General features: G+C 58.4%; 13 protein-coding genes and 1 pseudogene. 6 read left to right on the top strand and 8 right to left on the bottom strand.

What is annotated here, in order from left to right; all coding sequences use genetic code 11:
- Positions 1-59: 59 nt before the first annotated feature.
- The gene (locus tag ACP7B1_RS04790) at positions 60-542 is read left to right on the top strand and encodes an Lrp/AsnC family transcriptional regulator (protein ID WP_223612120.1); all 483 of its coding nucleotides are present in this window, start codon (positions 60-62) and stop codon (positions 540-542) included.
- Here the strand turns inward: ACP7B1_RS04790 and argB are convergent, their stop codons facing one another.
- Positions 543-1,436 carry an acetylglutamate kinase gene (argB, locus tag ACP7B1_RS04785; protein ID WP_105737814.1) on the bottom strand — a complete coding sequence of 298 codons (894 nt, stop codon included), beginning with the start codon at positions 1,434-1,436 and terminating at the stop codon, positions 543-545. It abuts the gene before it with no gap.
- Between the two features lie 183 nt (positions 1,437-1,619).
- Between argB and ACP7B1_RS04780 the strand changes: the two genes are divergently transcribed.
- Both ACP7B1_RS04780 and ACP7B1_RS04775 read left to right on the top strand, forming a co-directional pair.
- On the top strand, positions 1,620-2,159 hold the full coding sequence (locus ACP7B1_RS04780; RefSeq protein ID WP_223612122.1) for a sigma-70 family RNA polymerase sigma factor: 540 nt from the start codon (positions 1,620-1,622) through the stop codon (positions 2,157-2,159).
- Positions 2,156-2,875 (top strand): anti-sigma factor, encoded by a 720-nt coding sequence (locus ACP7B1_RS04775; protein WP_346308422.1) that lies wholly within the window; start codon positions 2,156-2,158, stop codon positions 2,873-2,875. Before ACP7B1_RS04780 ends, ACP7B1_RS04775 begins: the two co-directional genes overlap by 4 nt.
- Before the next feature lie 22 nt (positions 2,876-2,897).
- Here the strand turns inward: ACP7B1_RS04775 and yihA are convergent, their stop codons facing one another.
- The 4 genes and pseudogenes from yihA to rpmH form a co-directional block, all read right to left on the bottom strand.
- Positions 2,898-3,521, bottom strand: coding sequence for a ribosome biogenesis GTP-binding protein YihA/YsxC (gene yihA, locus ACP7B1_RS04770; protein ID WP_288191831.1), 624 nt, complete (start codon positions 3,519-3,521; stop codon positions 2,898-2,900).
- 192 nt (positions 3,522-3,713) lie between these two features.
- Positions 3,714-5,552: a membrane protein insertase YidC gene (yidC, locus tag ACP7B1_RS04765; protein ID WP_346308421.1), complete on the bottom strand. Its 1,839-nt coding sequence runs from the start codon at positions 5,550-5,552 to the stop codon at positions 3,714-3,716.
- Positions 5,536-5,935 (bottom strand): annotated as a pseudogene (rnpA, locus tag ACP7B1_RS04760) (ribonuclease P protein component). The gene yidC and the pseudogene rnpA overlap by 17 nt, the downstream one beginning before the upstream one ends.
- Before the next feature lie 48 nt (positions 5,936-5,983).
- The gene (gene rpmH / locus ACP7B1_RS04755) at positions 5,984-6,118 is read right to left on the bottom strand and encodes a 50S ribosomal protein L34 (RefSeq protein ID WP_040853797.1); all 135 of its coding nucleotides are present in this window, start codon (positions 6,116-6,118) and stop codon (positions 5,984-5,986) included.
- A 242-nt stretch (positions 6,119-6,360) separates the two neighbouring features.
- On the opposite strand from rpmH, the gene ACP7B1_RS04750 reads away from it, so the two are divergent.
- Positions 6,361-7,863, top strand: a complete 1,503-nt coding sequence (locus tag ACP7B1_RS04750) for an ATP-binding protein (RefSeq protein ID WP_374042650.1) — start codon at positions 6,361-6,363, stop codon at positions 7,861-7,863.
- Positions 7,864-7,877: 14 nt separating this feature from the next.
- The gene (cls, locus tag ACP7B1_RS04745; protein WP_346308420.1) at positions 7,878-9,338 is read left to right on the top strand and encodes a cardiolipin synthase; all 1,461 of its coding nucleotides are present in this window, start codon (positions 7,878-7,880) and stop codon (positions 9,336-9,338) included.
- Here cls and ACP7B1_RS04740 read toward each other — a convergent pair.
- Positions 9,310-10,155, bottom strand: coding sequence for an endonuclease/exonuclease/phosphatase family protein (locus ACP7B1_RS04740; RefSeq protein WP_346308419.1), 846 nt, complete (start codon positions 10,153-10,155; stop codon positions 9,310-9,312). The two genes, cls and ACP7B1_RS04740, sit on opposite strands and share 29 nt — an antisense overlap.
- 197 nt (positions 10,156-10,352) lie before the next feature.
- Here ACP7B1_RS04740 and ACP7B1_RS04735 point away from each other — a divergent pair, with 197 nt between their 5' ends.
- On the top strand, positions 10,353-10,589 hold the full coding sequence (locus tag ACP7B1_RS04735) for a type II toxin-antitoxin system HicB family antitoxin (RefSeq protein WP_346308418.1): 237 nt from the start codon (positions 10,353-10,355) through the stop codon (positions 10,587-10,589).
- 26 nt (positions 10,590-10,615) lie between these two features.
- Here ACP7B1_RS04735 and ACP7B1_RS04730 read toward each other — a convergent pair whose 3' ends face one another.
- Together ACP7B1_RS04730 and ACP7B1_RS04725 are read right to left on the bottom strand one after the other, a co-directional pair.
- Positions 10,616-11,899 carry an FAD-binding oxidoreductase gene (locus tag ACP7B1_RS04730; protein ID WP_346308417.1) on the bottom strand — a complete coding sequence of 428 codons (1,284 nt, stop codon included), beginning with the start codon at positions 11,897-11,899 and terminating at the stop codon, positions 10,616-10,618.
- Between the two features lie 147 nt (positions 11,900-12,046).
- On the bottom strand, positions 12,047-12,952 hold the full coding sequence (locus ACP7B1_RS04725; RefSeq protein ID WP_346308416.1) for a LysR family transcriptional regulator: 906 nt from the start codon (positions 12,950-12,952) through the stop codon (positions 12,047-12,049).
- Positions 12,953-13,027: the final 75 nt, after the last annotated feature.

The raw sequence follows: 13,027 nt of genomic DNA, 5'->3' as shown, positions 1-13,027 counted from the left end.
TTATTGCCTCAATGAACCACTATCTGGAGAGGAAAATATAATATCCTGGAGAAAAACAAGTGACATCCCCTCGATTTGACGAATTTGAAATCAAGATGCTGCAGGTTCTGCGCGACAATGGCCGGGTGCCCATCACCGATCTGGCGCAGGCCATCGGGCTTTCGGCCACGCCCTGCGGCCGACGTTTTGACGCCCTGCAGGAAACCGGCGTCGTCAAAGGCTTTGCCGCCGTGATCGACCGCCGGTCCATCGGGCTCATGGTCGAGGTCTTCGTTCAGGTGCGACTGACATCGCACAGCGACGAATCGCCGGAACGGTTCATCACGGAAATACAACGCATGGACGAGGTATCATCCTGCTGGACGATGACCGGCGAGCATGATTTCCTGCTGCACGTGATGGTGCCCACTGTCGATGATCTCAACGATTTCGTCATGCATCGGCTGATGCGCCTCAAGGGTGTGCGTGATGTGCACACCCAACTCGTCCTGCAGAACATCAAGGGGCCGGGCAAGATTCCGCTCGACCATCTGAAACGGTGATCAGGGAACGATCAGCGTTCCCGCACCACGTTCCGTGAAGAGTTCGAGCAGAACCGAATGCGGGGTCTTGCCATTGAGGATGACAACCCCTTCGACACCGCGATTGATCGCGTCGATGCAGGTTTCGACTTTGGGGATCATGCCGCCTGAAATCGTGCCGTCCTTGATCAGCGCGCGGGCCTGACCGACGGACAGTTCCTTGATGAGCTTCTTGTCCTTGTCGAGAACGCCGGGGACATCCGTGAGGAACAACAGCCGCGAAGCGGCCAATGCACCGGCAATCGCGCCCGCGAAAGTGTCGGCATTGATATTATAGGTATGGCCGTCGCGGCCTGGCGCAACCGGAGCGATGACCGGGATCATCTCCGAGCGGGCAAGCAAGTCCAGCAGGGTGCGGTCCACTTCGACCGGTTCACCAACAAAGCCAAGGTCAACAATCTTCTCGATATTGGAATCAGGATCGACAATCGTCTTCTTGGCCTTTTCGGCGAAGACCATGTTGCCATCCTTGCCGCACAGGCCGATGGCCCATTCGCCTTCCGCATTGATCAGCGCAACGATTTCCTTGTTGATCGAACCCGCAAGAACCATCTCGACGATTTCGAGCGTCTTCGCATCGGTAACGCGCAGGCCGCCTTCGAATTTCGATTCGATGCCCATGCGCGCGAGCATCGATGCAATCTGCGGGCCGCCGCCATGCACAACGATCGGATTGATGCCGGATTGCTTCAACAGGGCGATATCGCGGGCAAAGGCCTTGCCAAGCTCCACGTTGCCCATGGCATGGCCGCCATATTTCACAACAACGGTCTTGTTTTCGTATCGCTGCATATAGGGAAGAGCCGCGGATAGAAGGCTTGCCTGAATTTCTGCGGTGTGCTCAGTCTCGGACATGGGGGAAGCAAGCTCCAGCTTGAAAAGGACGGGGTCTCATAACCCTAAAGACGGTCATGGGCAAACATGATTTAGGGTGGGCGGGAACGTTTTTGCATGCGGCCCATTGACAGGACAACATATCCGCAGATTTAACTTAGGGGCAGGACTCTGGATAATCAAAGAGTTGGAAACGCCGGTCGCATGACACCCGAAGGCATATCAGAGCTGATTTCACGGGTCGCTTTGCGGGATCGCTCGGCGTTCGATAAGCTTTATACCTCCACGAGCGCGAAACTATTCGGCGTATGCCTGCGTATCTTGGGCAATCGCTCGGAAGCAGAGGATGCACTGCAGGATATTTTCGTCAAGATCTGGAACAAGGCTGACCGGTTTGCCGTCGCGGATACAAGCCCCATCTCGTGGCTGGTGGCTATTGCGCGCAATCATTCGATTGACGTGCTGCGGGCCCGCAAGCCAGCAACAGCCGAACTGGAAAAGGCGGTCGGTCTCGCGGAACCGTCCCTCAATCCCGAACAGTCTGCCATTGCATCCGGTGAAACAAAGCGCATCAACGAGTGTCTCGATCAGCTGGATTCTGACCGGGCCGCGGCCGTGCGGGGCGCCTATCTGAACGGCGAGAGCTATGATCTTCTGGCGATCCGTCACCGGGTGCCATTGAATACAATGAGAACCTGGCTGCGCCGCAGCCTGATGAAACTGAAGGAATGTCTGGAACGATGAGCACGATACCACCCGATGACACAATGCCGGAAGGCGACGATTTCGTCGCAGCCGAGTATGTGCTGGGCGTGCTGCCGGATCAGGAGCGGCAGGATGCCGTCCGCCGCATCGAAACCGATGCTCCCTTTGCGCGCCTCGTATCCGACTGGCAGAACCGGTTCGACCCATTGAACGTGCAATTTCAGCCGGTGACGGCACCCAGCTATCTGAAGGGCCAGATCGATCAGCGCCTTTTTGGTATCGACTCGGGCCGCGTGGCGGCTGGAGCCTCCTTCTGGAACAGCCTGGCATTCTGGCGAACGGTTGCCGTTGCAGCGCTTGCACTGGTCCTGTTCAACTTCGGCAGGGAGTACGTTCTGCGCCAGACCGGACCAGCGCCCGCGCAGCTTGTTGCCTCCATGGCAAGCGACAGTGGCCCAATGCGAAGCCTTGCTGTTTTTGACGGCAAGTCGAGGAAGCTCAGGATCACGCTGGTTTCAGGCGATATTCCGCAGAACAAGTCGCTGGAACTCTGGCTGATTGCGGGAAAGGACGCTCCGGTGTCGCTGGGCGTTCTCAAATCGCCCAAGGTGACAGAGTTCGACGTACCTGCGCCAACTGCCGCAAAGCTGCGGGATGGAACGACCCTGGCCATTTCGGTTGAACCGGCAGGCGGCTCTCCAAGCGGAGCGCCCACCGGTGCTGTGGTCGCAGCGGGCGCTGTGAGCAGCATCTGAAATCAAGGACGCTGGTAAGGCTCTATTCTTCGAGGAGAAGTGCGATTGCAGCGCGCAGCTCATCCAGCCCGCCGCCCTTTTCCGACGATGTGGCAAGGATCGTTGGATAGGCAGCGGCACGTTTTTTGATGGCCTGCGCCGTTTCTTCCATGAGGCGCGGCACACCGGCAGGCTTGATCTTGTCGATCTTGGTCAGAACGATCTGGTAGGACACCGCCGCGCGATCCAGCAGATCCAGCACTTCCGCATCGTTCTTCTTCACACCGTGACGGGCATCGATAAGCAGATAGACGCGCTTCAGCGTGGTACGGCCGCGCAGGTAATCGAAGACAAGCCGCGTCCATGCGTCGACCTGTTCCTTCGGTGCTTCCGCAAAGCCGTAGCCCGGCATATCGACCACGGCGAGCGGCGGCAGATCGCCATTTTCACCGGAATGGCCATCCGGGACGAAATAGTTGAGTTCCTGCGTGCGCCCCGGCGTGTTGGAGGTGCGCGCCAGACCTTTCTGGCCGATGATCGCATTGATGAGGGACGACTTGCCCACATTGGAGCGCCCGGCGAAGGCGATTTCGATAGGCCCTTCGGGCGGCAGGAATTTCATGGACGGAACGCCGCGAATGAAAACCCAGCCCTGCGCAAAGAGCATCCGGCCCTTTTCGATCAGCCGGTTCGTATTGTCGTTGGTTTCGCTCACGTTGTTTTCCGTCCGTTCATGGGGTGGCCGCAGCCACCTGCATTCAATGTTATCGCCGCCTTGTCAACTGAACGGCGCCGTTCACCGGCAAATGAAAAGCCCCCGGTATGACGCGGGGGCTTTCGGCATTCGAGTGAAACCCGCCTATTCCGCGGGTTTGGGTTTCTTCTTGAAGAGCCCCGCGAGATTGTCCCACAGTTCGATCTTCGCGCCCTGCCGCTTCATGATGATACCCTGCTGGGTGATCGACAGGAAGTTGTTCCACGCCCAGTAAATCACCAGACCGGCCGGGAAGCTGGACAGCATGAACGTGAAGATCAGCGGCATCCAGTTGAAGATCATGGCCTGCGTCGGATCGGGAGGCGTCGGGTTCATGCGCATCTGCAGGAACATCGTCACACCCATGATCAGCGGCCAGACACCGATCATCAGGAACGCCGGAACAGTCCATGGAATGAGACCAAACAGGTTGAACACCGATGTCGGATCCGGCGCGGCCAGATCCTGGATCCAGCCGAAGAACGGCGCGTGACGCATTTCAATGGTGACGTACAGCACCTTGTAGAGCGCGAAGAAGACCGGAATCTGGATCAGGATGGGCCAGCAACCAGCGATCGGGTTGATCTTCTCGGTCTTGTAGAGTTCCATCATGGCCTGCTGCTGCTTGACCTTGTCATCCGCATATTTCTCGCGGATTTCGGTCATCTTCGGCTGAACCAGCTTCATGCGCGCCATCGACGCATAGGACTTGTTGGCAAGCGGGAAGAACAGCGCCTTGAGCAGGACCGTAACAACGAGAATGGCCACGCCGAAGTTGCCGATGGCCTTGTACAGCCAGTCGATGAGATAGAACATCGGTTCGGTGATGAAGTAGAACCAGCCCCAGTCGATCAGATTCTTGAACAATGGAATATGCAGGTTGTTCATATAGCCATTGATCTTGCCAACTTCCTTGGCGCCGGCAAAAACGAGGTTCTCGATCGTTGTGGATTGGCCTGGCTCAATCGTTGTCGGATCGGACAGATAATCGCTCTGATACTGCGGACGGCCATTGTCGAAGTAGGACATGCGCGCCTTGAAAGGCTTCGTTTGCGATGGAACAAGCGCAGCGGCCCAATATTTATCGGTGATGCCGATCCAGCCGCCAGTGTCTGTTTTCTCAGGAGAAACCTCTTTTTCCTTCTCGATTGCCGCGAATTTGTATTCGACCAGCTTTCCAGCGATCACGCCGATTGGACCTTCATGCAACACATAGGTGCTGGCATGCAGAGGCTTGTAGAACCGCGTGACACGACCGTAGGAGGCCAGTGAAACCGGCACGGAGGTTCCGTTCGTCACGGCATCCTTGACCGTGAACATATAATTGTCGTCGACGCTGAAGGTGCGCTTGAAAACCAGGCCCTTTTCGTTGGTAAACGTCAGGGTAACCGGGGTCGATGGGCTAAGCTTGCTGTTGCCGTCCACCGTCCATACGGTCGTCGGACCGGGAACCGTGCCCGATGTCTCATTGCCGGTGAACCCGATTTCGACAAATTGCCCGTCTGCCATTTGCGAAGGGCTTAACAGCTGAATGGTCGGTGAATTGTTGTCGACAGTCTCATGATACTGCTTGAGCTGCAGGTCATCCAGACGCGCGCCGGTCAGGCTGATGGATCCGCTGAGGCTTGGCGTGTCGATCTGCACACGCGACGTCTGCCCGAGCGCGGCGGCACGGGTGATGCTGCCGGCCTGAGCGGCATCCGGCGTCTGGCCGGGAATATTGGCACCGGGTGCGGCGGGTGTGGATGCCGGCAAATTGTTTGCTGGCGTACCGGCTGGCGTCGCGGGCTGCCCGGCGGCCTTGGTCTGCGCCTGGCGTGTGGCTTCAATCTGTGCCTGCTGCCGCTCGGCCTCGATCTTGGGGCCCATATAGAACACCTGCCACAGTCCCAGAATAACGACGGACAAGGCGATGGTGATAAAGAAATTACGATTGGTTTCCATTATCGGGTCCTGTTGGGCCGGTCATGTCTTGGGGAAACGCCGGTTTGGTATTTTTTGGAAACCCGTTTCGAGAGTTCCCGGGATAAGTCCGCAAATGGCGCATCAAGCGCGTCACGGCGAGCAACGATCACATAGTCGGTTCCGGGGGCCATGTCACCTGCAACATTGACGCGTACAGCCTCTTTCAGCCGGCGCTTGATGCGATTGCGGATAACGGCATTTCCGTTCTTTTTTGTGACTGTAAAACCAACACGCGGCGGACCTTGCCGGTCTTCGCGCTCCTTGACTTCGAGCAGAAAAAAGCCGCCGCGGCGTTTTTCTCCGGCCCGAACAGCCAAAAACTCCGCTCTCTTGCGAAGGCGGAGTGGTTTTTGATCATTCATTCCTGCAATGCCAACTTCGGCCAACCGCGCAAACCTGCGCGGAACGCCTTATGCCGACAACCGCTTGCGACCGCGAGCACGACGTGCTGCGATAACCTTGCGGCCGCCTGCAGTAGCCATACGGGCGCGAAACCCGTGACGACGTGCGCGGACAAGTTTGGATGGCTGATAAGTACGCTTCATTTGTTTAATACCGCGGTGTGCGGCCCTTCTTGTGGTCTGTTCTTTGACAGGAGCATATCAGGACCGCCATTGGCGCATAACAACACGCCGCCGGGGCGGTCAACCCGGACGTGCGCGGCTTATAGAGGCATGATACCAAGAAGTCAATTGATACCGGACAATTCACGCATAGGCAAAAATCGGGAAGTGATTTATTGTACCGGCGCAACGTTTGTCCTACATCGGGCATTGATGGAGCAAATATGGCGGTAACGCAACAGGATCAGCAACCGGCAGGCGCGCGTATGCAGCACGCGGGACGTCGCTTGCCGATCCTCAAACGCCTTTCAGGCAAGCTGTTGCGCCTCACCATCCTGTTCGGCCTCTTGGCCGAAGTGATGATTTTCGTTCCGACCATGGCCGATATGCGCATGCGCTGGCTTTCGGACCGCCTCAATACCGTTGCGGCGGCGAGTGTCGTGCTAGCGGCAAGCGACGACAAGGATATTCCGCAGAGCGTACAGAACGATGTGCTTCTTGCCACGGGCACCAAGGCGATTGCCCTGCGCGAAATGGGCGCGTCACGATTGCTGGCGGTGTCGGACATGCCATCCAAGGTCGATCGGCATATCGACATGACGGTCACTGACCCGTTGACCACGATCCGCGATGCATTCGATACCCTCATCAATGGCGGCAACCGCATCATCCGCGTTTATGGTCCTATCGGCGAGACGGGGAAGGTCATCGAGCTCATCACATCCGATGCGCCCCTGCGCAACGCGATGTTGCGTTATGCCCGCAATCTGACGCTGATTTCGATGTTCATTTCGGTCATTACCGCCGGTCTGGTCTTCCTTGCCATCAGCCACCTGCTTATCCGGCCGATCCAGCGCATGAGCGCAAACATGCTGGCCTTTGCCCAGCAGCCGGATGATCCGCAGCGCGTCATCCAGCCGGACAATCGCGAGGACGAGCTTGGCATTGCCCAGCGCGAGCTGGCCGACATGCAGCAGCGCTTGCAGCGCACATTGTCCGAGCAGAAACACCTGGCCGACCTTGGCCTTGCCGTTTCCAAAATCAACCACGACATGCGCAACATTCTCGCGTCTGCCCAGCTCATGTCCGATCACCTCGCCAATGCCAGCGACCCCGCCATTCAGCGCATGGTGCCGAAACTCGTACGGACGATCGACCGAGCCATCAACTACTCCCAGACCGTGCTTGCCTATGGCGGAACACAGGAACCGCCGCCACAGCGGCGCCGGGTGAAGCTGCACACCATCGTCAGCGATGTGGAAGAAATGCTCAATCTTGATACAAAGTCGGGGATTGAATTCAAAAACCTCGTACCGGAGAGTTTTGAGGTCGACGCGGATCCGGATCAGTTCTTCCGCGTGATTTCGAATCTCTGCCGCAACTCCGTTCAAGCCATGAGCGGCGTTACGGGTGATGACATCTCCATCGTCAAACGGCTGACAATCACGGCAGGACAAATTGGCGCCACATCGATCATCGGCATTGAGGATACCGGCCCGGGACTGCCGCCCAAGGCGCGCGAGAACCTGTTCACCGCATTCAAGGGCTCGGCCCGCTCCGGTGGTACCGGGCTCGGCCTTGCCATTGTGCACGAGCTGGTTCGCGCGCATGGCGGCACCATTGAACTGCGCGGCGGCGAAGGCGCGGGCACAAGTTTTGAAATCCGCATACCGGATCAACCCGTCTCTCTCGCCGAATGGCGCTCGCGCCGGGATTCAATATCGTGATATGACACTCGCAAATGAGTGATTATCTTCCCACCTACTGGCCCCAAATCTTCTTTGTCCTTTCCATCGTCCTCGGCGTTCCCGCCGCGGTCCATGCGGCCATGACGAAGGAGGAGGTGCGCGCGGCCATTGGCTGGGTCGGCGTCATCATCCTCTCCCCGGTGATCGGCGCGGTCATTTATGCGGTCGCCGGCATCAACCGGATCAGGCGCTCCTCCATAAGCTCGCAGCGCGCCTTCCTGCACGAAATCGGTCAGGATCACCTGATGCGTTTCGATGCGGACGAAGGGAATGTCCTTGCGCATTTCGGGCAACGCTTTGCCGCCATGAAAACGCTCGGCGACCGGGTGAGCCGCTGCCGCCTGACAACCGGCAACGACATCGCCATGCTGCAAAGCGGAGACGATGCCTACCGTTCGATGATCGACCATATTAACGCAGCTCAGCGCAGCATTCTGCTCGAGACCTACATTTTCGACCGGGACAAGATCGGTTTTCGCGTGGCGGATGCGTTGATTGCTGCCGTCCAGCGCGGCATTGAAGTCCGTGTTCTCATCGACGCTGTCGGAGCCCGCTATTCCATACCGAGTATTGTCGGCTATCTGAAAAAAGGCGGCGTGCACACCGACGTGTTCAACGGCAACATCATCATCGGCTTGCGCCTGCCCTATGCGAACCTGCGGACCCACCGCAAGATTCTGATTGTCGACGGGACAACGGCGTTTACCGGCGGCATGAACATTCGCGCCGGTTTTTCCGAAGAAATTGCCGGCAAGGACCATGCGCGCGATACCCATTTCAGATTGACCGGCCCGATCGTCACCGACCTCTTCCATATCGCGTCGGAAGACTGGCGCTTCACCACGGGTGAACAGCTGGCTGGCGATCCCTGGCTGATTGCTTCGCCAGAAACGCCGGCGGGCGATCCCGTCTTTATCCGGGCTGTCCCGGCCGGGCCGGACAAGAGCGTGGAAGCCAATCATCGCATGCTGATGGGGGCGTTTTCCGTGGCGCGAAACCATATCCGGATCATGTCGCCCTATTTCCTGCCGGATCGCGAACTGATCAGCGCTCTGGTGACCGCAGCCCGGCGGGGTGTCGAGGTTGATATCGTCGTGCCGGCGGTCAACAATCTGAAACTCGTTGATCGCGCGATGACCGCGCAATTCGACCAGATTCTCAAGAGCCATTGCCGCATCTGGCGCGCCAGCGGCAATTTCAACCATTCCAAGCTTCTGGCCATCGACGGACAGTGGGCCTATGTCGGGTCGTCTAATCTTGATCCGCGGTCATTGCGCCTCAACTTCGAAGTTGACCTGGAGATCATGGACGCGGCATTTGCAGAAAAAGTGGAAGGGCTCATCGAGACGGCCATTGAAACCGCAAAACCGGTCCTGTTGCAGAGCCTGCGCGCCCGTTCATTCTGGGTGCGGCTGCTCGACCGGATTATCTGGCTAGGCTCGCCCTATCTCTGATTTCCGCCGTTTCGGCCAGGGCCCCCTTCAGGTCGACATAGGCCTTGATCGGCAGGTGATCCGATGCCACGCGGGCAAGCGGCGTGTCATGCACCTCGATGCCGGTGACCAGACTGTGCGGATGGCCGAGCACGCGATCCAGCGCCAGCACCGGAAAACGCGAGGGAAAACTGGGCACTGCATTCTTCATCGGATCGAAGACCGGATGCAGGAAATGCAATGACGACCCCCTGCCGACGCGCCATTCATTCAGGTCGCCGAGCAGAAGCGTCGGGCGAGAAGGATCCGCATGAACCGCATCGAGAATCGCCTCGGATTGCTGCATGCGGGAATGCCGCAGCAGGCCAAGATGCGCGGCGATGATGCGCAGAGGGCCAGCTTCGAGATCGAGGTCGACCACCAGAGCGCCGCGCGGCTCAAGCCCCGGCAGTCTCAGCTGCTGCACCCGCCGCACGACACCTTCACGGAAAAGCAGCAGATTGCCGTGCCAGCCGTGCCCCTTGGGGTAGAGCGATGCCACACGCACGGGCACAAGATTGTTCTCGCGTTCCAGCCGGGCAAGATCGAGCAGGCCGGACCGTTCGCCGAAGCGTTTGTCCGCTTCCTGCACAGCGACAACATCTGCCCCAAGTTCGCCAATGACATGGGCAATGCGGTCAGGATCGAACTTCTTGTCGATGCCGACGCACTTATGGACATTGTAGGACGCAATGACTGTATCGTTCCGCACGACCTTGGTCACGCCAGTCGGGCGCTTGTTGCGGTTCTTGACCGCCGCGAGGATGCTGGCTGAGACACTGGGTCTTGTGTGCCGCATTGGCTTCTTGCTGTCCATGCATAAGAGATATGTCGGGTTCATCCGAATGGCAAGCAAATGAAGTGGGCGCGCCGCCAAGATAGCGATTGCTCCTTTCGTCTCTGCTACCAAGTACCAATTTCACCCAAAATAATCCGCTGATACATAGTTCTGACTACAGCAACTGACATCAAGCTATGAGCAAACGGTTTGAGCAAATGCAGCATGGCATAATCTACTATGATTATTCGGTGATCGTTTCCCCGCTACCCCATGCAGACGGTGGCGGTTTCATTGCCTATGTTCCCGATCTACCCGATTGCATGAGCGACGGGAACACGCCCGAGGAAGCGGTGCGCAACGCGCACGATGCCATAACGGCATGGCTCGAAGCCGCAACCGATCACGGATTGCCCATTCCACCGGTATCGCAGAAACCAGCGCTCGTGAAATAACGCTCGAAAACAGCTGCAGATTTCGCCTAAACCCGGTTGCCAACGAAATGCGCCAGCTGGGCACCCACTTCGTAATATCCCTCGCGCAAGGTGCGCAGACCCTCTTCCCGGGGTTTCGTCACCGGCAAAGGCAGGTCGGCATCGGATATCCTGCCGGCGATGTGTTCAGCCAGGACCCGGCCGAAGACCGTGCCCGGAGCGATGCCGCGCCCGTTGTAACCGCTGAAACTGATGATCTTCGGCGCGAGGGTATGGAATCGCGGCAGGTTGTCGTTGGTCATGCCGATCTGGCCGTACCAGCCCGCCTCAAACGTCACATCCCTGATCTGCGGGAACAGTTTGCGGATCGACCGGGCAGCCCACGCCTTGTGGACGGCCATTCCCGTGCCGCGCAACGCCCCCACGCTGCCGAACACGAGGCGGCCGCGCTGATCCATCCGGAATGAGCTCAGTATCTCCTTGGTGTCCCAGCCGCCCTGGCGCTCAGGCAAAACCGTGTTGCGCACGTCTTCCGGCAGCGGCGTCGTGGCAAAATTGAAATAGGGCAGATGCAGGAGTTCGGCTCGCAGTTCCGGCCAGGGTGACGTCGTATAGGCGTTGGTTGCCACGACAACCCACTCAGCCGACACGGTTCCTGACGGGGTATTGACGATCCAGCGGTCGCCGGAGCGGGTCGTGGATGTCACCGGGGTTCCCGTATGGACGGCAACGCCAGCGGTAATGGCAGCGGTTGCAAGGCCGCGTACATAGGCCAGCGGCTGAATCGTGCCGGCGCGATTGTCCAGCAGCGAAGCGGCATAGGCGGTCGAGCCGACCTTCTCGGCGGTTTCCTCTGCGCCCAGCAGGCGGACGGCCGCGCCGCGTGCCAGCCACTGTTCAGCCCGCTGTTCCAGCTGTTTGACGCCGCTCTTGCCGACGGCGCAATGCAAGGTACCCTTGCGTTCAAGTTCGCAGGCAATCTTATGCTTGTCGACGAGATTGAAGACGGATTGGGGCGCATTGCCGAGCAGTTCCAGCAAACGTTCGCCATGCACCTGCCCCAGAACCTGCGGCAGGTCGTTGGGCATCACCCACATACCGGCATTCACGAGGCCGACATTGCGGCCCGATCCGCCATAGCCGATTTCGACGGCATCGAGAACGGCAACGCTTTTACCTGTTTCGGCCAGATGCAGAGCTGCGGAAAGCCCGGTGAAACCGGCACCGATGACGGCGACATCAACAGAAATATTGCCCGCCAGCTTCTGCGTTGCCGGCGCGGGCGGCGCGGTCTTTTCCCAGAGGCCGTGGGAGCGTTCATCATTCAGCATGGGGTCACCGTCAGGTCGGTCCGGCCTTTGCCGGCAATCTTGCACAGACTCATCGTCCATTCTGCTTATAGACCGGGTTTTCGGCAACGAAAGTGAAATTCGTTGAAGAGGTGATGCGGCGGGCGAATGACCCACAAGGTCTCGACCCTAGGGACGTTTGCTGACCTGATCGGCGATCCATGCAAAAAAGCTCTGGGCCATGGGATTTTCTTTCTTGTGGTCCGGCACGACGAGATAATAGCTGTTCTCTGTCGTCAGCGGCTGATCGAACAACACCTGCAGGCGACCGGACGCCAATTCATGCTCGATGAGATAACGCGGCACCAGTGCAAAACCGAATCCTGCCAGCGCAGCTTCGATCACCATGGAAAAATGCTCGAAACGATGGCCCTTATAGGGGCTGACCACCTCCGCCTGTACCGATTCAAACCAGTCGGCCCAGGCTTTCGGCCGCGTCGAAAGGTGCAGCAGCGGTGCTGAGCCGGCCAGTTCGGCCGGTGTGACGACGGGATTGGCGGCCAGCAGTTCCGGGCTGCCGACGGGAACAATCATTTCACTGCAAAGATATGTGCAGGTGGCATGAGCCCAGACCGGTTGACCGTAATGGATTGCCAGATCAAAGGGCTCTTCCTCGAAATCAAAGGGTTGCGAGCGTGATGCAACACTCAAGGCCATATCCGGATAGAGCCGCAGAAAATCCGGCAGGCGCGGCATCAGCCAGCGGCTGCCGAAGGTCGGCAATGTTGCAATGCTCAGGGATGACGCCGATTGCGATGCCGCCATGGCCCGCAGCATGGTTTCCTCGGTCAGCCCAAGCAGGCGGCGCACTTCGGGCAGGAATTTCTGCCCGGCATCGGACAGAACCACCCTTTGCCGGATGCGCTCGAAAAGCAGGACGCCGATCTGGCTTTCCAGCTCACTCATCTGGCGGCTGACGGCACTCTGCGTGAGGTTCAGCTCCTTTGCCGCCTGCGTGAAGCTGCCATGGCGCGCCGCACACTCGAAGGTTTGCAGGATATCGATGTCAGGAATCAGACGGCGGCTTAACTTCATTCTTATCTCGCATCAACCTAGTTCAATTCATCGCAATCTTTGGCGATATCATCACTCTATAATCCAGTTTGAGCA

The sequence above is a fragment of the Phyllobacterium sp. SL163 genome, assembly GCF_049896885.1.
GTDB lineage: Bacteria > Pseudomonadota > Alphaproteobacteria > Rhizobiales > Rhizobiaceae > Phyllobacterium > Phyllobacterium calauticae.
This window is presented reverse-complemented; position numbering and strand designations above follow the sequence as displayed.

What these genes read in the sequence shown, in the direction of transcription:
- argB (WP_105737814.1), bottom strand. Translation starts at nt 1,436, where the DNA reads ATGTCCGAGACTGAGCACACCGCAGAAATTCAGGCAAGCCTTCTATCC.
- ACP7B1_RS04780 (WP_223612122.1), top strand. Translation starts at nt 1,620, where the DNA reads ATGACACCCGAAGGCATATCAGAGCTGATTTCACGGGTCGCTTTGCGG.
- ACP7B1_RS04775 (WP_346308422.1), top strand. Translation starts at nt 2,156, where the DNA reads ATGAGCACGATACCACCCGATGACACAATGCCGGAAGGCGACGATTTC.
- yihA (WP_288191831.1), bottom strand. Translation starts at nt 3,521, where the DNA reads ATGCTCTTTGCGCAGGGCTGGGTTTTCATTCGCGGCGTTCCGTCCATG.
- yidC (WP_346308421.1), bottom strand. Translation starts at nt 5,552, where the DNA reads ATGGAAACCAATCGTAATTTCTTTATCACCATCGCCTTGTCCGTCGTT.
- rpmH (WP_040853797.1), bottom strand. Translation starts at nt 6,118, where the DNA reads ATGAAGCGTACTTATCAGCCATCCAAACTTGTCCGCGCACGTCGTCAC.
- ACP7B1_RS04750 (WP_374042650.1), top strand. Translation starts at nt 6,361, where the DNA reads ATGGCGGTAACGCAACAGGATCAGCAACCGGCAGGCGCGCGTATGCAG.
- cls (WP_346308420.1), top strand. Translation starts at nt 7,878, where the DNA reads ATGAGTGATTATCTTCCCACCTACTGGCCCCAAATCTTCTTTGTCCTT.
- ACP7B1_RS04740 (WP_346308419.1), bottom strand. Translation starts at nt 10,155, where the DNA reads ATGCGGCACACAAGACCCAGTGTCTCAGCCAGCATCCTCGCGGCGGTC.
- ACP7B1_RS04735 (WP_346308418.1), top strand. Translation starts at nt 10,353, where the DNA reads ATGCAGCATGGCATAATCTACTATGATTATTCGGTGATCGTTTCCCCG.
- ACP7B1_RS04730 (WP_346308417.1), bottom strand. Translation starts at nt 11,899, where the DNA reads ATGCTGAATGATGAACGCTCCCACGGCCTCTGGGAAAAGACCGCGCCG.
- ACP7B1_RS04725 (WP_346308416.1), bottom strand. Translation starts at nt 12,952, where the DNA reads ATGAAGTTAAGCCGCCGTCTGATTCCTGACATCGATATCCTGCAAACC.